This window comes from Leifsonia aquatica H1aii, assembly GCF_000633535.1.
Classification (GTDB): Bacteria; Actinomycetota; Actinomycetes; order Actinomycetales; family Microbacteriaceae; genus Leifsonia; species Leifsonia aquatica_A.
The window spans coordinates 21,637-40,943 of the sequence record NZ_AYMR01000017.1 but is presented as its reverse complement, the minus strand read 5'-3'; the positions used below and the strand labels follow the sequence as shown (position 1 = coordinate 40,943).

18 protein-coding genes are annotated in these 19,307 nt (G+C 70.6%); 17 read left to right on the top strand and 1 reads right to left on the bottom strand.

The window, feature by feature from the left end; all coding sequences use genetic code 11:
- The first annotated feature begins 21 nt into the window (after positions 1-21).
- The 16 genes from dapA (at position 22) to dapF (ending at position 16,959) form a co-directional block, all read left to right on the top strand.
- The gene (dapA, locus tag U870_RS0115775) at positions 22-999 is read left to right on the top strand and encodes a 4-hydroxy-tetrahydrodipicolinate synthase (RefSeq protein ID WP_025158347.1); all 978 of its coding nucleotides are present in this window, start codon (positions 22-24) and stop codon (positions 997-999) included.
- Between the two features lie 70 nt (positions 1,000-1,069).
- Positions 1,070-2,746 carry a ribonuclease J gene (locus tag U870_RS0115770; protein ID WP_025158346.1) on the top strand — a complete coding sequence of 559 codons (1,677 nt, stop codon included), beginning with the start codon at positions 1,070-1,072 and terminating at the stop codon, positions 2,744-2,746.
- 67 nt (positions 2,747-2,813) lie between these two features.
- Positions 2,814-3,881: an efflux RND transporter periplasmic adaptor subunit gene (locus tag U870_RS0115765; RefSeq protein ID WP_025158345.1), complete on the top strand. Its 1,068-nt coding sequence runs from the start codon at positions 2,814-2,816 to the stop codon at positions 3,879-3,881.
- Positions 3,878-4,573 (top strand): ABC transporter ATP-binding protein, encoded by a 696-nt coding sequence (locus tag U870_RS0115760; protein WP_025158344.1) that lies wholly within the window; start codon positions 3,878-3,880, stop codon positions 4,571-4,573. Before U870_RS0115765 ends, U870_RS0115760 begins: the two co-directional genes overlap by 4 nt.
- Positions 4,570-5,781 carry an ABC transporter permease gene (locus U870_RS0115755; RefSeq protein ID WP_025158343.1) on the top strand — a complete coding sequence of 404 codons (1,212 nt, stop codon included), beginning with the start codon at positions 4,570-4,572 and terminating at the stop codon, positions 5,779-5,781. Before U870_RS0115760 ends, U870_RS0115755 begins: the two co-directional genes overlap by 4 nt.
- A gap of 79 nt (positions 5,782-5,860) precedes the next feature.
- Positions 5,861-6,352: a GNAT family N-acetyltransferase gene (locus tag U870_RS0115750; protein WP_025158342.1), complete on the top strand. Its 492-nt coding sequence runs from the start codon at positions 5,861-5,863 to the stop codon at positions 6,350-6,352.
- Between the two features lie 67 nt (positions 6,353-6,419).
- Complete coding sequence (locus tag U870_RS0115745; protein ID WP_025158341.1) at positions 6,420-9,272, top strand: FtsK/SpoIIIE family DNA translocase; 2,853 nt, start codon at positions 6,420-6,422, stop codon at positions 9,270-9,272.
- Positions 9,273-9,281: 9 nt separating this feature from the next.
- On the top strand, positions 9,282-9,896 hold the full coding sequence (gene pgsA, locus U870_RS0115740) for a CDP-diacylglycerol--glycerol-3-phosphate 3-phosphatidyltransferase (protein WP_025158340.1): 615 nt from the start codon (positions 9,282-9,284) through the stop codon (positions 9,894-9,896).
- A gap of 7 nt (positions 9,897-9,903) precedes the next feature.
- Entirely contained in the window at positions 9,904-10,395 is a 492-nt protein-coding gene (locus U870_RS0115735; RefSeq protein WP_240183724.1) for a CinA family protein, read from the top strand.
- A gap of 181 nt (positions 10,396-10,576) precedes the next feature.
- Positions 10,577-10,888 carry a helix-turn-helix domain-containing protein gene (locus U870_RS0115730; protein WP_021754800.1) on the top strand — a complete coding sequence of 104 codons (312 nt, stop codon included), beginning with the start codon at positions 10,577-10,579 and terminating at the stop codon, positions 10,886-10,888.
- 85 nt (positions 10,889-10,973) lie between these two features.
- Positions 10,974-11,198, top strand: coding sequence for a DUF3046 domain-containing protein (locus tag U870_RS0115725; protein WP_025158338.1), 225 nt, complete (start codon positions 10,974-10,976; stop codon positions 11,196-11,198).
- Positions 11,199-11,382: 184 nt separating this feature from the next.
- Positions 11,383-12,462, top strand: a complete 1,080-nt coding sequence (recA, locus tag U870_RS0115720) for a recombinase RecA (RefSeq protein WP_025158337.1) — start codon at positions 11,383-11,385, stop codon at positions 12,460-12,462.
- Positions 12,463-12,868: 406 nt separating this feature from the next.
- Positions 12,869-13,384 carry a regulatory protein RecX gene (locus U870_RS0115715; protein WP_025158336.1) on the top strand — a complete coding sequence of 172 codons (516 nt, stop codon included), beginning with the start codon at positions 12,869-12,871 and terminating at the stop codon, positions 13,382-13,384.
- Between the two features lie 268 nt (positions 13,385-13,652).
- On the top strand, positions 13,653-15,158 hold the full coding sequence (miaB, locus tag U870_RS0115710) for a tRNA (N6-isopentenyl adenosine(37)-C2)-methylthiotransferase MiaB (protein WP_240183725.1): 1,506 nt from the start codon (positions 13,653-13,655) through the stop codon (positions 15,156-15,158).
- Positions 15,155-16,078 carry a tRNA (adenosine(37)-N6)-dimethylallyltransferase MiaA gene (gene miaA, locus U870_RS0115705; protein WP_115644456.1) on the top strand — a complete coding sequence of 308 codons (924 nt, stop codon included), beginning with the start codon at positions 15,155-15,157 and terminating at the stop codon, positions 16,076-16,078. The genes miaB and miaA overlap by 4 nt, the downstream gene beginning before the upstream one ends.
- A 2-nt stretch (positions 16,079-16,080) precedes the next feature.
- Entirely contained in the window at positions 16,081-16,959 is an 879-nt protein-coding gene (dapF, locus tag U870_RS0115700) for a diaminopimelate epimerase (protein ID WP_025158333.1), read from the top strand.
- 83 nt (positions 16,960-17,042) lie between these two features.
- Here the strand turns inward: dapF and U870_RS0115695 are convergent, their stop codons facing one another.
- Positions 17,043-17,666 carry a class I SAM-dependent methyltransferase gene (locus U870_RS0115695; protein WP_025158332.1) on the bottom strand — a complete coding sequence of 208 codons (624 nt, stop codon included), beginning with the start codon at positions 17,664-17,666 and terminating at the stop codon, positions 17,043-17,045.
- A 64-nt stretch (positions 17,667-17,730) separates the two neighbouring features.
- Between U870_RS0115695 and hflX the strand changes: the two genes are divergently transcribed.
- Positions 17,731-19,242, top strand: coding sequence for a GTPase HflX (gene hflX / locus U870_RS0115690; RefSeq protein WP_025158331.1), 1,512 nt, complete (start codon positions 17,731-17,733; stop codon positions 19,240-19,242).
- The last annotated feature ends 65 nt before the right edge of the window (positions 19,243-19,307 follow it).

The window sequence follows — 19,307 nt, the reverse complement described above, 5'->3', positions numbered from 1 at the left end:
ACGACCCGATAGCCTGGTGCCATGTCTCCCTCTGCGAACCCGTTCGGCCAGGTGCTCGTCGCCCTGGTCACCCCGTTCACCGCCGATGGCGAAGTCGACTGGGCCGGCGTGGAGAAGCACATCGACGACGTCATCACCGCGGGAGCGGACGGCATCGTCGTCACCGGGACCACCGGCGAGACCTCCACCTTGACCGACCCCGAGAAGCTGCGGCTCGTCGAGGTCGGCAAGTCGGTCTCGGCCGGCCGGGCCAAGATCATCACCGGCGGCGGCTCGAACGAGACGGCGCACGCCATCCAGCTCTACCAGCAGAGCGAGAAGGCGGGGGCGGACGGCGTCATGGTCGTCACGCCGTACTACAACAAGCCCACGCAGGCCGGCATCCTGACCCACTTCCGGATGATCGCGGACTCCACCGACCTGCCGGTCATCCTGTACGACATCCCGGGCCGCACCGGGGTGCCGATCAAATACGAGACGATCCTGCGCATCGCCAAGCACCCGAACGTCCTCGCCATCAAGGACGCCAAGGGCGACTTCAGCGAGGTCAGCCGGGTGCTCAACCAGACCGACCTGCTCTACTTCTCGGGCGACGACGCGAACGTGCTCCCGCACCTCGCGATCGGCGCCAGCGGTCTGATCGGCGTGACGGCGAACATCGCCCCCACGCCGTACCGTCAGATCGTGGACGCGGTGAACGCCGGCGACCTCGCCACGGCCACCGCCGCCCACCAGAAGCTCGAACCGCTGGTGCGCGCGGTCATGACCCACGTGCCCGGCACGGTCGCGGCCAAGTACATCCTCCACGGCCTCGGCCGTATCTCCAGCCCCCGCGTCCGGCTGCCGCTCGTCGGCCCGGAGGAGTGGGAGGCCGCCCAGATCGAGGACGAGCTCGATCTGGTCAAGGACATCCCCGGTGTGGACTTCTCCAACTTCCGGCCCGACCGCAATGCGGCCGCCGGTGGAGCGCTCCCCAAGATCGCCGGGACCACGCGGTAGGGGCCGCCGTCACCCAACGGCCCGGGCGCGACGCGCCCCCGACTCATTCGAAACACCTTTAGGAGGGCATATGCCCAACCTCGTCACCGATCCGCCCGCACTCGAACCCGGCACGCTCCGCATCATCCCGACGGGCGGTCTCGGCGAGATCGGCCGCAACATGACCGTCTTCGAGTACGAGGGCAAGCTGCTCATCGTCGACTGCGGCGTGCTCTTCCCCGAGGAGAACCAGCCCGGCGTCGACCTGATCCTCCCCGACTTCGCGCCGGTGCGCGACCGCCTCGACGACGTGCTCGGCGTCGTGCTCACGCACGGCCACGAGGACCACATCGGCGCCGTCCCCTACCTGCTCAAGCTGCGCGCCGACATCCCGCTGATCGGCTCGGGGCTGACCCTGGCGCTGGTCGAGGCGAAGCTCAAGGAGCACCGGATCCAGCCGTACACGCTGTCGGTGAAGGAGGGGCAGCACGAGCAGCTCGGTCCGTTCGACCTGGAGTTCGTCGCGGTCAACCACTCCATCCCGGACGCGCTCGCCGTCGCCATCAAGACCCCGGCCGGGGTCGTGCTGCACACCGGCGACTTCAAGATGGACCAGCTCCCGCTCGACGACCGGATCACGGACCTGCGCGCTTTCGCCCGTCTCGGCGAGGCGGGCGTCGACCTCTTCCTGGCCGACTCCACCAACGCCGACGTGCCCGGATTCACGCCGCTCGAGCGCTCGATCGGCCCGGTGCTCGACAACGTCATCGCCCGCGCTCCGCGGCGCGTGATCGTGGCCAGCTTCTCCAGCCACGTGCACCGCGTGCAGCAGGTGCTCGACGCCGCCCACGCGAACGGCCGCCGCGTCGCACTCCTCGGCCGCTCGATGGTGCGCAACATGACCATCGCCGCCGAGCTCGGGTACCTGAAGGTGCCGGAGGGCGTGCTGATCGACTACAAGAAGGCGTCCGACCTCCCGGACGACAAGATCGTCTACATGTCGACGGGTTCGCAGGGCGAGCCGATGGCCGTCCTCGCCCGGATGGCGAACCTCGACCACCAGATCGAGGTCGGCCCCGGCGACACCGTCATCCTCGCCTCCAGCCTGATCCCGGGCAACGAGAACGCGGTCTACCGCGTCATCGACGGCCTCACCAAGCTCGGTGCCAACGTCGTGCACAAGGGCAACGCCAAGGTGCACGTGTCGGGTCACGCGGCGGCGGGCGAGCTGCTCTACTGCTACAACATCCTGAAGCCCCGCAACGTCATGCCCGTGCACGGCGAGTACCGGCACCTGGTCGCCAATGCGAAGCTGGCGATCGACACGGGTGTGCCCGAGAAGAACGCCATCCTGGCGGAGGACGGCACGGTCGTCGACCTGCGCGACGGCGTCGCCCGCGTCGTGGGCCAGCTCGACCTCGGCTTCGTCTACGTCGACGGATCCAGCGTCGGCGAGATCACCGACGCCGACCTGAAGGACCGCCGGATCCTCGGCGAGGAGGGCTTCATCTCCATCATCGTCGTGGTCGAGGCGGCCACCGGCCGCATCGTCACCGGTCCGGAGATCCACGCCCGCGGTTTCGCGGAGGACGACGCGGTGTTCGACGCCGTGAAGCCCAAGGTCGCCGCAGCGCTGGCCGAGGCCGCCGGCAACGGCGTTCGCGACGCGCACGCCCTCTCGCAGGTCGTGCGCCGCACGGTCGGGCGCTGGGTCAACACCAGCTACCGCCGGCGTCCGATGATCGTCCCGCTGGTCATCGAGGCGTGAGAGCGGTCCGCGGACCGCGGACCGTCCATCCCGGGCGAGGGGCCCGGCAGAAGAAAGGCAGCAGCAGATGGGGGTAGTGCGGCGCTGGGTGTTCCCGGTCCTGCGGATCGTGGTGATGGCGGCGATCGCCGTCGCGCTCGTCAAACTCGCGTTCTTCCCGAGCGGTGAGGCGACGGCGGCCGATCCGGCCGTCCCGACGGGGGAGCTGAGCGATCCCGTCACCGCCGTGGCGACGGGCACGATCGTGAACGACGTGCGGGTGACGGGGTCGGTCGTCGCCGACGACGCCGTTCCCGCCCGGGTGACCGTGGCGGGCACCGTGAACGAAGTGCAGAAATCCGTCGGGGAGCACGTGGAGCCCGGGGACGTGCTGTTCGACGTGAAGGTCGAGACGCCCAGGGATCCGCTGGTCTCCACAGGCCCCGACGGCTCGCAGACCGTCACCGAGCGCAAGCCGCTCGTGACCTACACGGCGGTGACCGCGCCGATCGCGGGGACCCTCAGCGAACTGCCGGTGCTCAGCGGCCAGACGGTGGCGATCGGGGACAAGGCCGGAGCGGTCGCACCTCCGACGTTCTCCGTCACCGGCTCGCTGCCGCCGGAGCAGCAGTACCGACTCGTCGACCGTCCCGACTCGGCCTCGGTCGCGGTGAAGGGCGGACCCGCCCCGTTCACCTGCACGGGCCTCTCCATCAGCACGCCGCCGGCGACCGCGTCGGACGCCCCGGCCGGCGGTGCCGCACCGGGTGCGAACGGCGGATCGGGCGGGGGATCCACGGCGACCGCCACGGTGCGCTGCGCGGTGCCCGGCGATGTCCGGGTCTTCGCCGGTCTCTCGGCCGACATCACGATCTCCGCGGGCAAGGCGGAGGGCGTGCTCACCGTGCCGACCACCGCCGTCAAGGGCTCGGCCGAGAAGGGCATCGTCTTCGTCCCCGACGAGGCGGGCGGCGACCCGAAGCAGGTCGAGGTCACCCTCGGGCTCACGGACGGCACCTCGGTCCAGATCACCGGCGGGCTCGCGGAGGGCGACTCCATCCTGGAGTTCGTCCCCGGGGCTCCGGCCTCCGGCGGGGACGGCTGCGTGCCGACCCCCGACGGCGGCATGATGTGCTCCGGGACCGCGGCGTCGTGAGCCTCCTGCGACTCGAGGGCGTCACCAAGACCGTCCGCATCCCTGATGCCGAGCCGCTCACCATCCTCCACGGGGTCGACCTCGAGGTCGGCGCGGGGGAGAGGGTGTCGGTGGTGGGCCGCTCCGGTTCGGGCAAATCCACGCTGCTGAACATCCTCGGGCTGCTCGATTCCCCGTCCGGCGGCGCGTTCGATTTCGACGGCGTCCCCGTCCACCGGCTCGGCGGCGGTGCGCGCGACCGCAGACGGGGGGCCGCGGTCGGCTTCGTCTTCCAGCAGTTCAACCTGCTCTCCGGGCGGACGGCGCTGGAGAACGTCATGACCCCGCTGCTCTACGCGACGGGGCGGCAGTTCTGGCGCCGTCGGGAGATCGCGGCCGGGATGCTCGACCGGGTCGGCCTCGGCCACCGGCTGGACGCCCGGCCGGAGGTGCTCTCCGGAGGCGAGCAGCAGCGCGTCGCGATCGCCCGGGCACTCGTGCGCACGCCCCGGTTGATCCTCGCCGACGAACCGACCGGCGCCCTCGACGTCGAGACCGGCGCCGACGTGATCAACCTGCTCGAGGAGGTCGCCTCCGAGAACGATGCGGCGCTCGTCGTCATCACGCACGATCCCGCCGTCGCCGCCCGCTCGGCGACCCGCTACCGGCTGGAGTCCGGTCGCCTGCACAGCGCGCAGGAGGTGGCGGCGTGAGGGCGGTCGAGGGGCTCTGGGGTGCGATCCTCGAAGCCTGGCAGGAGCTGCGCATCCACCGCACGCGGGTGCTGCTCTCGCTCATCGGCGTGGGGGTCGCCGTCTGCGCCCTCAGCTCCGTGGTGGGGCTCGCGAACATCGCCGAGCAGTCGATCCGCGAGAGCAACGAGCGCTACGGCGGCCGCCCCGCCCTGATCTCGGTCTACCCGAACGACACCACCGTGGGCGCGGAGCGGCGCGACGCCGCGTGGGCGCGCATCGTCGAACGCCACGACCTCCGCTACACCTCGCAGGTGGAGAGCGGGAACATGCGCGTGCAGTTCCGCACCGGCGCGATGGACGTGCCGACGCAGGCGGTGGACCAACCGTACGCGACGATGCATCGCACGATCGTCAAGGACGGCCGGTGGTTCAGCACCGGGGACGCCGAGAACCTGGCCCCGTCGCTGGTGATCAACGAGGACTTCTGGAACCGGCTCGGGCGGCCGGCGCTGGACGCCCATCCCACCGCCACCGTGCTCCGCGGCGAGCAGAAGGTGACGGCCGTCGTCGTCGGCATCGTCCGCACGCCGGAGGCCCCGGACCAGCCCACGGCGATCGCGCTGCGGGCGGGTGCCGCTGTGCTGCAGGACGCCGACCCGCAGATGTACGGCGCGCCCACGCTGGAGGCCTGGGTTCCTCCGGAGCTGGGCGATCCGATGGCGAAGGCGATCTCGGCGGAGTTCGACCAGGCGCTCGGCGCCGGCTCGGTGAGCGTGAACCGCTCGGACTACCAGGCGTACCAGACGGAGGACCCGCTGCTGGTGCTGAAGCTCCTGGTCGGCGGCATCGCCGGGCTCATCCTGCTGCTGGGTGCGCTCGGCCTCGTCAACATCGCGATGGTCACCGTGCGCGGCCGCATCCGCGAGATCGGGATCCGGCGCAGCGTGGGGGCGACCGGCGCACGCGTGTTCTTCGCCGTCATGATGGAGAGCGTCGTCGCGACGAGCGTGGCCGGCGCGGCGGGCGTCGCCCTCTCGATCCTCATCGTCAAGAGCCCGTGGGTCGAGGAGCTGGTCGGACGCGGGATGGTGGCCGATCCGCCGCCGTTCCCGGCGGAGGCCGCCGTGCTGGGGCTGGTCGCCGCCACCGCCGTCGGCGCCATCGCGGGTCTGCTCCCCGCGCTCGTCGCCGTCCGGGTGAAGGTCATCGACGCGATCCGCTACTGACCGCCTCGCCCGGGTGCCGCGGAGGCCGGCCGCCGCAACCGTAACCTCCCCGAAACACGGGGGCGAGTAGCGTTCCCCCATGAGCGGATACCGCATCCGCCCGGCGGTGGGCGAGGACGCGCGGACCCTCGGCGACATGCTCGTCGAGGCGGTGAACTGGAACGCGCTGCGCGCGCGACCGCGGGTCAGCGTGCTCGAAGACCCCTTCGTCTCGCGGTACATCGCAGGCTGGAAGCGGCCGGGGGACTTCGGCTGCATCGCCGAGGACCACCTCGGGTCGCCGGTCGGGGCGGTCTGGGCCCGGCTGTTCCCCGCCAACGCGCCCGGTTCGGGATTCGTCGCCGTCGGCGTCCCGGAGCTCACCCTCGGGGTGAACCCGCAGTGGCGCGCACAGGGCGTCGGCCGAGCGCTCCTGCAGGAGATCGCCCGACGCGGGGCCGCCGCCGGAATCGCGCGGCTCAGCCTCAGCGTGGAGCGGACGAATTTCGCGCAGCGGCTCTACGTGAGCGAGGGATACGTCACCGTCGCCTCCGACGACCGTGCGGACGTGATGGTGCGGGCGCTGCGCTGAGCCCCGATTTGCGTGTTCCAGGCGCGGGATCCGCGGCCTGTCGCGGGTGCGAAGTAGCGTGGAGACCATGGCTACGAGCACCAAATCGAACGCGCGCTCCGGCGGATCCGGTCGCGGCGGCTCGAGCGCGCGCAAGCCGGCGTCGAAGACGGCCGCCCAGAAGACGGTGGCCTACCCGGCCGCCGACGCGGCGCCGAGCCCTCTCGTGCGCGCCTGGATGGGCCTCGCGCACCTCACCGGTGGAGCCTTTCGCGCGCTCGGACCGGAGAAGCTGAGCAAGGAGGAGCGCCGCGACGGCTTCCCCTTCTTCCTCGTCCTGCTCGCCGTCGCCGGTGCGGTGATCGAGTGGTTCCTGATCAACGACCAGGTGGCCCGCACGCTCGACTCGTGGACGTTCGGCATGCTCTTCGGCCGCGTCGCCTTCGCCCTCCCGGTCGTGATGGTGATGTTCGCCGCCTGGTTGTTCCGCCACCCGAGTTCGGTGCACGACAACACCCGCATCGGCATCGGGGTCGGCATCCTGCTGCTCATGGTGTCCGGCCTCTGCCACCTGTTCAGCCACCACCCGACCCCCACGGACGGCATCGCCGCCCTGGCCCAGGCGGGTGGTGTGCTCGGCTGGCTGATCGCGGCGCCGCTGTCGATGCTCATCACGCCGTACGGTGCGGGTGCGGTGATCATCCTGCTCCTCCTGCTCAGCCTCTTCATCATCACCAAGACACCGCCGAACAAGCTCCCCTCCCGCATCCGCGAGCTCTACTCGTACCTGTTCGGCGCCCAGCTGCCGAGCGACGAGGAGCGGCAGGAGGCGCGCGAGGCCGCCAAAGAGGCGAAGACCAAGCAGGTCCCGCTCGACGGCGTGGACGACGAGCAGGAGTCCGGCGGCAACCTCCCCTGGTGGCGGCGCAACCACTCGCAGCGCGAAGAAGACCCGGAGTACGACGAGGCCGCGTCGCCCGACAGCCTCACCGAGGTGTTCGGCGAGCCGGTGCGGGGCAAAGGCGAGTTCGCCACGGCGCTCGAACCCGACCCCTCCAGCGACCACTACAACACCGAGGTGCTCAGCGAACTGGCCTCCGCCGAGAGCGCGCTCGAGCGCTTCACGGGCGAGGTGCCCGCCACCGCCAAGGCCGTCGCCGCTGTCGGCACGGCCCCCGCGGTGCTTCCCGGCTTCCAGGCGGGAGCAGACGACTTCGACGAGGCCGCCGCCGCCACCGACGAGCCGTCCGACGGCCGCCCCGCCGCGCCGTACCACCTCCCGTCGGCGACGATGCTCTCGGCGGGCACTCCGGCGAAGGTGCGGTCGAACGCGAACGAGGAGATCGTCGCCGCGATCACCGAGGTGCTCACCCAGTTCGGCGTCGACGCCAAGGTGACCGGCTACTCGCGCGGCCCGACGGTCACGCAGTACGAGATCGAACTCGGACCGGGGGTCAAAGTGGAGCGCGTCACCGCGCTGAGCAAGAATCTCTCGTACGCGGTCGCCAGCAATGAGGTGCGCATCCTCTCGCCCATCCCCGGCAAGAGCGCGATCGGTGTCGAGATCCCCAACTCCGACCGCGAGATCGTCTCGCTGGGCGACGTGCTCCGCTCTCCGGCTGCCACCAAGAGCGTCCACCCGATGACCATCGGCGTCGGCAAGGACGTCGGCGGCGGCTACGTCGTCGCCAACCTGGCCAAGATGCCCCACCTGCTCGTCGCCGGCTCGACCGGCTCGGGCAAGTCGAGCTTCGTCAACTCGATGATCACCAGCCTGCTGATGCGCGCCAAGCCGTCCGAGGTGCGCATGGTCCTCATCGACCCGAAGCGCGTCGAGCTGACGATCTACGGCGGTGTCCCGCACCTGATCACCCCCATCATCACGAACCCGAAGAAGGCGGCCGAGGCGCTGCAGTGGGTCGTGAAGGAGATGGACATGCGCTACGACGATCTGGCCAGCTTCGGCTTCCGCCACATCGACGACTTCAACAAGGCCGTGATCAACGACGAGATCGTGCTCCCGGCGGGGAGCGAGCGGAAGCTCAAGCCGTACCCGTACCTCCTGGTCGTGGTGGACGAGCTCGCCGACCTGATGATGGTCGCCCCGCGCGACGTCGAGGACTCGATCGTGCGCATCACCCAGCTCGCCCGCGCCTCCGGCATCCACCTGGTGCTGGCGACCCAGCGGCCGTCGGTCGACGTCGTGACCGGCCTGATCAAGGCGAATGTGCCGTCACGGCTCGCCTTCGCCGTCACGAGCGTGACCGACTCCCGCGTCATCCTCGACCAGCCGGGCGCCGACAAGCTGATCGGCCAGGGCGACGGCCTGTTCCTGCCCATGGGCGCCTCCAAGGCGGTGCGCGTGCAGGGCGCCTGGGTCAACGAGGACGAGATCCAGAAGGTCGTCGAGCACGTCACCCGGCAGGCGCGCCCCGAGTACCGGCAGGACGTCACCGAGGCCGCCGAGAAGAAGCAGATCGACTCCGACATCGGCGACGACCTGGAGCTGCTGCTCGCCGCCGCGGAGCTGGTGGTCTCCTCGCAGTTCGGTTCGACGTCGATGCTGCAGCGCAAGCTGCGGGTCGGATTCGCGAAGGCCGGACGCCTGATGGACCTGCTCGAGTCGCGCGAGATCGTCGGGCCCTCCGAGGGATCCAAGGCCCGCGACGTGCTGGTGACCGTGGAGCAGCTGGCCGACGTGATGGGCCGTCTGCGCGGCGAGGAGCCGTCGGCCCGTGCCGCGGCGGCGCCCGGCGCAGGGTCCGGCGCGGGGTCCGGCGCACCCTCCGCCGGAGCGCCGTCCGGCGGTGGCGCCGCGCCCGCGCACTCCGGTGAGGACGACCGCTACGGGTCCGACCCCGTCGCCGCGATGACCGAGGGCTATCCTGAGGTGGAGGGCGACTCCGGCGAGGACGCCTGGCAGCTCACCGGCAGAGAGTAGATGACCGCGATGTCGTCCGAGACACACCCGGTCGCGGGTGCCCCGGTCCCGCGACCCAGCAACTGGAACGTGCCCAACGCGATCACCGTCGTGCGCATCCTGCTCGCTCCGCTCTTCATCTGGATGCTCCTCGCCGATGCGGGAGCGGACGGCTGGCTGCGCTGGGCGGCGGCGGTGCTGTTCGTGCTCGCGATCGCGACGGACGGGGTCGACGGCGCCATCGCACGTCGCAACAACCTGGTCACCGACCTGGGCAAGCTGCTCGACCCGATCGCCGACAAGGTGCTCACCGGCGGGGCTCTGATCGCCCTGTCGATCCTCGGCGAGCTGCCGTGGTGGGTGACCATCGTCATCCTGGTCCGGGAGATCGGCATCACCCTGTACCGCTTCGTGGTGATCCGGCAGGGCGTCATCGCCGCCTCCCGCGGCGGCAAGATCAAGACGATCGTCCAGTCGGTCGCGATCTCCCTCGCGCTCTTCCCGCTCTGGACGGTGCTGGGCGACTGGGTCTTCTGGGTCAACGGGATCGCCATGACCCTCGCGGTGATCCTCACCGTCGTGACCGGCCTCGACTACCTGTGGCAGGCCTGGAAGGGGCACCAGGCGAAGCGTGCCGCCGCGTGAGCCGGCCGTGACCGCCGACGACGCGACCGCACGGTTGATCGCGCGCCTGCGCGAGACCGGCCGGACCATCGCCGCGGCCGAGTCGCTGACCGGCGGCGAACTGACCGCCGAGCTGACCCGTGTGCCGGGGGCGTCGGCGGTCGTCGTGGGCGGTGCCGTGGTGTACGCCACCGCGCTCAAGCACTCCCTGCTCGGTGTGGATGCCGAGCTGCTGGCCGCGGAGGGCCCCGTGCACCCGCGGGTGGCCGCGGAGCTCGCCGAGGGGGTGCGCGAGCGGCTCGCCGTCGACGGCCGCATGGTCGACGTGGGGGTCGCGACGACGGGGGTCGCTGGCCCCGATCCGCAAGGCGGCCGTCCGGTGGGGACCGTGTTCGTGGGGATCGCCACGGAGTCCGGCACCCGCGTGGTCGAGCTCGCGCTCACGGGGGACCGGGCTCGGATCCGTCGCACGACCGTCGAGCGGGCCATCGCTGAACTGGTGGTCGAGACCGGCGCGTGAGGGGCTCTCCGAGTGGCGTCCGCCGGCGCCGGGAACCGCCGGGAATACCCACTGTTTCGGTCTCGTTACAACTGCTGCATTCACAAGAAAAGCCCAGTCGTCGCCGATATCGTGAACATCAGGGATGCGGTACAGTTGCATCCCCATCGATACGTCGGCAGGGTTGAGAAGGAGGCTCCGAATGATTCTTGTACGTCAGGAAATCGGCGACGTGCTCAGGGACTTCCGCCTGCAGAAGGGCCGCACGTTGCGGCAGGTCGCCAGCAAGGCGAGCGTCGCCCTCGGCTACCTCAGCGAGGTCGAGCGCGGTCAGAAGGAGGCGTCGAGCGAGATCCTCGCCTCGGTCGCCGACGCTCTGGACACTCCGGTGTCGGTCATCATGCGCGAGGTCGGAGACCGCATCGCGGTCCTCGAGGGTCTCGAGCCGGTGATCCCGGACACCGTCCCCGACGAGTTCGTCACGGCGATGGAAGCTCCGCTGGTCTCTCGCTGACGCCGTCGACATCCCCACCACGACTCCAGGACGCCCCGCGCGAGCGGGGCGTCCTTCGTCATGTCCCACCCGTGAGAATGGATCCATGAAGCTCAGCGAGTTCCAGCGCGCCGTCGTCGACGAGTTCGGAAGCGGCTACGGCCAGGCCGTGCTCACCGACCTCGTGCTCGGCGAGCTCGGCGGCCGGACCGCGCAGCAGGCGCTCGACGCCGGCGCGCCGCCCCGCGAGGTCTGGCTCGCGCTCTGCCGCGAGGCCGGGGTTCCGCCGTCGCACTGGCACGGCGCCGGACGTCCGGCCCCGCGCCGCTGACGCCGCGCCGCTGACGCCGACACGCCGATCCGAACGCCTCGAAGATATGTTCGGATGTGGCTAGACTCTCCTCACAACCGCAATCGAAAACGAGTTGTCCACCGATCTCCCGGACGACGGCCCCGTGTCGGACGTTCCTCGTACAGTCGAACTCGTCAGCGAAGCGTAAGAAGGAGAACCGCACATGCCATCACCCGCAGACCGCGAGAAGGCGCTCGAGACCGCACTCGCGCAGATCGACCGTCAGTTCGGAAAAGGCTCGGTCATGCGACTGGGCAGTGACGAGCGTGCTCCCGTCGAGGTCGTCCCCACCGGCTCGATCGCTCTGGACGTCGCGCTCGGCATCGGCGGGCTCCCGCGTGGCCGCATCGTCGAGATCTACGGGCCGGAGTCGTCGGGTAAGACGACGCTGACCCTGCATGCGATCGCCAACGCGCAGCGCGCCGGTGGTATCGCCGCCTTCATCGACGCCGAGCACGCGCTCGACCCGGAGTACGCCCGCAAGCTCGGCGTCGACATCGACGCCCTGCTCGTCTCCCAGCCCGACACCGGTGAGCAGGCGCTCGAGATCGCCGACATGCTCGTGCGGTCGGGCTCCATCGACCTCATCGTGATCGACTCCGTGGCGGCGCTCGTGCCCCGCGCCGAGATCGAGGGCGAGATGGGCGACTCCCACGTCGGCCTGCAGGCCCGACTCATGTCGCAGGCGCTCCGCAAGCTCACCGGTGGGCTCAACCAGACCAACACCACGATGATCTTCATCAACCAGCTGCGCGAGAAGATCGGTGTCTTCTTCGGCAGCCCCGAGACCACCGCCGGCGGCAAGGCGCTCAAGTTCTACGCGTCCGTCCGCCTCGACATCCGTCGGATCGAGACGCTGAAGGACGGCACGGAGGCGGTCGGCAACCGCACGCGTGTCAAGGTCGTCAAGAACAAGATGGCGCCGCCCTTCAAGCAGGCCGAGTTCGACATCCTCTACGGCGTCGGGATCTCCCGCGAGGGCAGCCTCATCGACTTCGGCGTCGAGCACGGCATCGTGAAGAAGTCCGGCGCCTGGTACACGTACGAGGGCGACCAGCTCGGTCAGGGCAAGGAGAACTCGCGCAACTTCCTCATCACCAACGCGGACATCGCGGCGGAGATCGAGAACAAGATCAAGATCAAGCTCGGCATCATCGCGGACCCGAACCCGGTCGAGGCCGGTGCGGCCGATGCCGAGGTGGGCTCGATCGAAGAGAAGCTGCGCGCACGCAAGGGCGCCTGACCACGCGGCCGAAACCCGCCAGCAGTTCCGTCGTCCGTCGCGCGAGGAGGTCTTCATGATCGTGAGATTCCCATCCGATCCGTTCGGTGGCGAGCGTCATGACGCCGGCGCGGGCGGGCCTGTCGGGCGTGGCGGCGAGCGTGACGCCGGAAGCGAGCGGGAAGCCGGGGAGGAGCGTCTTGCCCCGGTGACCCCGCTCCGGCGCCCCGGAGCGGGCAGGGACTCTGCGAAGCGGCCCGCGTCCACGACGCATCCCGCCGGCAGCGGCCGACGTTCCGGGGATGCCGATGCGTCTGCGACCCCACCGGCGGGTGAGGTCGTCGAGCTTCCGGGGGCGACGCGATGGAACAACACGTGGGCCGACGATGGCCGGCCGCTCTCGGCTCGCGCCGAGGGGCGGCCCGCCGTGCCCGAGCCGGACGACGACGAGGCGGGCCGGCAGAGCAAGAAGGTATCGGCGGTCACCATCCGGCAGCTCGCCCGACGCGGGATGTCGCGCTGGGAGCTGGAGCGGGTGCTGCTCAAGCGCGAGATCGAACCGGAGGTCTTCGGCCCGGAGCTCGATCGGCTCGAGACGCTCGGCGTGATCGACGACGCGGCGCTCGCCGTCAGCCTGGCGTTCACGCAGCACAGCCGCAAGGGCCTCGGGCGCACCGCCATCGCGCAGGAGCTCGCCCGACGCCACATCGACCCCGAGCTGATCGAGATCGCTCTGGCCGACATCGCGGACGAGGACGAGGTGGAGCGGGCGACGGAGCTCGCCGTCAAGCGCATCGGTCAGCTGTCGTCGTATGACGACGAGACGGTTCGACGCCGCCTCCACGGCTTCCTCTCGCGCAAGGGGTACAGCTCGGGCGTGGTCCGGCAGGCGATGGATGCCGCGTTCGCCTCCCGGCGGCGCGGGGGCGTGCGCTTCCAGTAGCGGTCCGCGGGTCCCGCCCGGCGCGGATTCCACCGGGGGCGCACGTACCGCGCGGTTCGCTTCCCAGCCGGGCGAACGTAGAATTGGGCGCATCATGAGCATCACCGAACAGCGCAGCGCCGCCTCGGCGCGGAGCACCGCCGAACACCGCGACACCGTCGAACACCGCGATGCCGTCGAGCAGCGCAGCGTCATCGATCCGTCCGTCGCCGCCGTCCGCGCCGACGGCCGGGCGCGCACGTACGAGGTCCGGACGTTCGGCTGCCAGATGAACGTCCACGACTCGGAGCGGCTCAGCGGCTCGCTGGAGGCGGCCGGCTACGTCCCCGCCGACGGCGAGGAAGCCGACATCGTCGTCATCAACACCTGTGCGGTGCGCGAGAACGCGGACAACAAGCTCTACGGCAACCTCGGACACCTGGCCGGCGTCAAGCGGCGGCACGAGGGCATGCAGATCGCCGTCGGCGGCTGCCTCGCCCAGAAGGACAAGAACGTCATCCTCGAGAAGGCGCCCTGGGTGGATGTCGTCTTCGGCACCCACAACATGGGCGCGTTGCCGAGCCTCCTCGAACGCGCGCGCCACAACGACGCGGCCGAGATCGAGATCCTCGAGTCGCTCGAGACCTTCCCCTCGACGCTCCCCACCAAGCGCGACTCGTCCTACTCGGGGTGGGTGTCGATCTCCGTCGGGTGCAACAACACCTGCACGTTCTGCATCGTGCCCTCCCTGCGCGGCAAGGAGATGGACCGCCGACCGGGCGACATCCTCGCCGAGATCCAAGCGCTGGTCGACGACGGCGCGATCGAGGTCACCCTGCTCGGCCAGAACGTCAACTCCTACGGTGTCGAGTTCGGCGACCGGCAGGCGTTCAGCAAGCTGCTGCGCGCGGCGGGGCAGATCGAGGGTCTGGAACGGATCCGCTTCACCAGCCCGCACCCGGCCGCGTTCACCGACGACGTGATCGACGCGATGGCCGAGACGCCGAACGTCATGCCGCAGCTGCACATGCCGCTCCAGTCCGGCTCGGACCGCATCCTGCGCAGCATGCGCCGGTCGTACCGCTCGTCCAAGTTCCTGGGCATCCTCGACCGGGTGCGCGCCAAGCTCCCGGATGCGGCGATCAGCACCGACATCATCGTGGGCTTCCCGGGCGAGACCGAGGAGGACTTCCTCGAGACGATGCGCGTGGTCGAAGCCGCCCGCTTCGCGTCGGCCTTCACGTTCCAGTACTCGATCCGTCCCGGCACCCCCGCGGCGACGATGGAGGACCAGGTTCCGAAGGAGGTCGTGCAGGAGCGCTACGACCGCCTGATCGCGCTGCAGGAGCGGATCTCGCTGGAGGAGAACGAGAAGCTGGTCGGCCGCGAGGTCGAGCTGCTCGTCGCCAACGGCGAGGGCCGCAAGGACGCCGACACGCAGCGGCTGAGCGGCCGCGCGCGGGACAGCCGTCTCGTGCACTTCGAACTCCCGCAGGGGGCCGCGGCCCCGCGACCCGGCGACATCGTCACGGTGCGCGTGACCCAGGCCGCCCCGCACTACCTGATCGCGGACGCGGTCGCGGGGGAGGGCCTGCGCGTCCGTCCCACCCGCGCGGGCGACGCGTGGGACCGTGCCGAGGCGGAATCGTGCGCGGTTCCGGCGCACGGCGCGGCTGCGGCCGGGGGACCCGGCCGGGTCTCGCTGGGCCTGCCCACCCTGCGCACGCGCGAGCCCCTCACCTCGCCGGGCGTCGGGACGATGCCGATCTACGACCCGACGGACGGTCAGCGCTGAGCACCGCGCTCCCCGGCATCGTCGCGATCGTCGGGCCGACCGGCACGGGCAAGACGGACCTGTCGCTGGCCCTCGCCGACCGGCTGCGTGCCCGCGGCCAGGCCGCCGAGGTGGTCAACGCCGACGCGATGCAGCTCTATCGCGGCATGGACATCGGCACGGCGAAGATCGCGCCGAACGAGTGGCGCGGCGTGCCGCACCATTTGTTCGACGTGCTGGACGTCACGGAGGAGGCGACCGTCGCGCGCTACCAGCCCGAGGCGCGTGGGGCCGTGGCGGACATCCAATCGCGCGGCGCCGTCCCGATCCTGGTCGGCGGCTCCGGCCTGTACGTCTCCAGCGTGATCTTCGACTTCCGGTTCCCGGGAACCGACCCGGTGCTGCGCGCCCGTTTGGAGGCCGAGCTCGCCGAGCGCGGCCCGGGGATGCTGTTCCGCCGTCTGGCCGAGGCGGACCCGGAGGCGGCGGCGCGGATCGGCTCCAGCAACGGGCGCCGGATCGTCCGGGCGCTCGAAGTCGCGGAGCTGACGGGTGCGCCCGTCAGCGGAACCCTGCCCGACGCCCCGGAGCCGTGGCGGCCCGTGACGATCCTCGGCCTGGCCGCGCCGCGCGACGAGCTCGTCCTGCGTCTCGATGCACGGGTCGAGCGGATGTGGCAGGCCGGGCTGCTCGACGAGGTGCGCCGGCTGATCCCGCTCGGTATCGAGCACGGGGTGACGGCCGGTCGCGCGATCGGCTACGCGCAGGCCCTGGCCGAGCTGCGCGGGGAGCTGACCCGCGCAGAGGCGATCGCGCAGACGCAGCAGCTGACCCGGCGGTACGCCCGCCGTCAGGTGAGCTGGTTCAAGCGGTACCCCGGTCTGGACTGGCTCGCGTTCGACGACCCGGAGCTGGTGGACTCCGCGCTCGCTAGGCTGTGAGCATGGCGACACTCCACTTCACCAAAGGTCAGGGCACCGGCAACGACTTCGTGCTCTACTCCGACCCCGATGGCCGCCTGCCGCTGACGGCCGCGCAGATCGCCGAGATCTGCGACCGTCACTTCGGCGTGGGCGCGGACGGCGTCATCCGTGCGGTGAAGTCGAAGCACCTGCCGGAGGGCGCCGAGGCGCTGGCCGAGGACGAGGCCGCCGAGTGGTTCATGGACTACTACAACGCCGACGGCTCGGCCGCCGAGATGTGCGGCAACGGCATCCGCGTCTACACCCGCTTCCTGATCGAGTCCGGGCTGGTGGAGCTCGCCGACGGCGACACGCTCGCGATCGGCACCCGCTCCGGCGTGCGCGACGTGCAGCGCAACCTGACCGGGTTCCAGGTGGATCTCGGCCGCTGGGCGCTCGACGGCGGCGAACCGCTGGTGCGCGCCAAGGAGCTGCCGGTCGCCCGCCCCGGACTCGGGATCGACATGGGCAACCCGCACGTGGTCGTCGCGGTCGCCGACGAGAGCGAGCTGGAGGCCGCCGACCTCACCTACATCCCGCACCTCGAGCCGGCGCCGGAGCACGGCGCGAACGTCGAGTTCGTCGTGCCGCGCGAGCCGCTCGTCAAGGACGGCGTCGGCCGCATCCGGATGCGCGTCCACGAGCGCGGCAGCGGCGAGACGCTCTCCTGCGGCACGGGTGCCGCGGCCGCAGCCCTCGCGGTGCGCTACTGGGCCGGCGACGGCGCGCCGAACCAGTGGCGGGTCGATGTGCCGGGCGGGACGGTGGGTGTGCGCATGTTCGCCACCGAGGACGGCGAGCACGTCGCGCTCTCCGGGCCTGCCGAGCTCGTCTACACCGGCACTCTCGAGCTCGCCTGAGCGTCGCATTCGGCACGAATGTCGCGTGAGGCGCGCTCTTTCACGACATTCGGCACGAATGTCGCGTGGGAGCGGGCGGCCGCTCAGTCCGCGGTGCGGGCCGGGCGGTGCGAGCGCAGGACGCGGTACCCCTTGGAGATCGCGGCGCGCGTCGTCTTCAACTCGGGCATGGTCGCCTCGATCCAGCGGTGCAGGGAGTCGCTGCCGAGATTGCGCTGCACGACGAGCCACGCGTCCGAGCCCGGCTCCAAGCGCGGAAGCCAGCGGGTGAGGATGTTGTGCAGCTCGTCCTTGCCGATCCGGATGGGCGGATTCGACCAGATCGTGGTGAACCTGATGTCATCGGGAACATCATCGGGCGTCACGGGGTTAACATTGCTGAGACCGAGCTTCTGCGCGTTCATGCGCACCACATCCAGGGCTCGGGTGTTGACGTCGACGGCCCAGACCGTCGCATGAGGGGATTCGAGAGCAAGTGTGAGAGCCACGGGCCCCCAGCCGCAGCCCAGGTCGAGGAACTGACCTCCGGGCGGCGCAGCGGGGACATGGTCGAGCAGGACTCTCGTTCCCGTATCGATGCGCTCGGGGCTGAAGATGCCGTTCGCGGTCGTCAGCTCGTACGTCTGGCCGGCCAGTCGTACGGTGATCGGCCGCAGGTTCATCTCGCTCTCGGGAGCCGTGGAAAAGTAGTGGTCTCCGCTCGCCATAAGAGGACCGTACAGGACGCAGCCGAACTGACAAACTGGGATGGACCCGGAACGGGGACGAACGATGACTGAACGAACGAATATCGAAGAACACGACGCCGACGATGTCGTCGCGCGCGTGCTGGCGACCGAGAACAACCGCGCGAGCGTGACCCTCTTCGGCAGCGGCGCCCAGGCGCTGCAGTCGACGGGGCTCGCCGACGGCGCGCACGACGGTGAGCAGTTCGACCGGGAGGAGCGCGCGGCGCTGCGTCGCGTGAGCGGCCTCTCGACCGAGCTCGAGGACGTGACCGAGGTCGAGTACCGGCAGCTGCGGCTGGAGAACGTGGTGCTGATCGGCATCTACTCCCAGGGCAGCCAGCAGGACGCGGAGAACTCGCTGCGCGAGCTCGCTGCGTTGGCCGAGACCGCCGGCGCGGTGGTGCTCGACGGCCTGCTGCAGCGCCGTCCGCACCCGGACCCGAGCACCTATCTCGGCCGGGGCAAGGCGGAGGAGCTGGCGGGCATCGTGGCGGCGCTCGGAGCGGACACGGTCGTGGCCGACACCGAGCTCGCGTCCAGCCAGCGCCGTGCGCTGGAAGACGTGGTGAAGGTGAAGGTGATCGACCGCACCGCGGTGATCCTCGACATCTTCAGCCAGCACGCCAAGAGCCGTGAGGGCAAGGCGCAGGTCGAGCTCGCGCAGCTCGAGTACCTGCTGCCGCGTCTGCGTGGCTGGGGCGAGTCGATGTCGCGACAGGCCGGTGGTCAGGTCGGCGGTGCCGGTGCGGGCATGGGCTCGCGCGGACCCGGTGAGACGAAGATCGAGCTGGACCGCCGGCGCATCCACACGCGGATGGCGAAGCTGCGCAAGCAGATCGCCGGGTTCAAGCCCGCCCGTGAGGCCAAGCGCGCCAACCGCAACCGCAACTCGGTGCCGTCGGTCGCCATCGCCGGCTACACGAACGCCGGCAAGTCCAGCCTCCTGAACCGGGTGACCAAGGCGGGCGTGCTCGTCGAGAACGCCCTGTTCGCGACGTTGGACGCGACCGTGCGCCGCTCCGTGACCGCCGACGGCCGGCTCTACACGCTGGCCGACACCGTCGGCTTCGTGCGCAACCTGCCGCACCAGCTGGTGGAGGCGTTCCGGTCGACGCTGGAGGAGGTGGCCGACTCCGACGTGATCCTCCACGTCGTGGACGGCTCGCACCCCGATCCGGCGTCCCAGCTGGCGACGGTGCGCGACGTGATCGGCGAGGTCGGTGCGCGGGACATCCCGGAGATCGTGGTGTTCAACAAGTCCGACCTGATCGGACCGGACGAGCGTCTCGTGCTGCGCGGGCTGGAGCCGGGGGCGATCTTCGCCTCCGCCCGCACCGGCGAGGGCATCGACGAGGTGCTCGCCGCGATCGCACGGCTGCTGCCCGACCTCTCGGTCGAGGTGGAGCTCGTGGTGCCGTACGACCGGGGCGACCTGATCTCGGCTCTGCACGAGCGCGGGCGTGTGCTGTCCACGGACTACGTGGAGGAGGGCACGCGCGTGCGCGCGAAGATCATGCCGGAGTACACGGCGGTGTTCGAACCCTTCGCGGTCTGAGACCGCACCGGCGAACGGGAGGCCGGACGGAGCGCGTGTGTCGAATGATGACACAGGCGATTCCG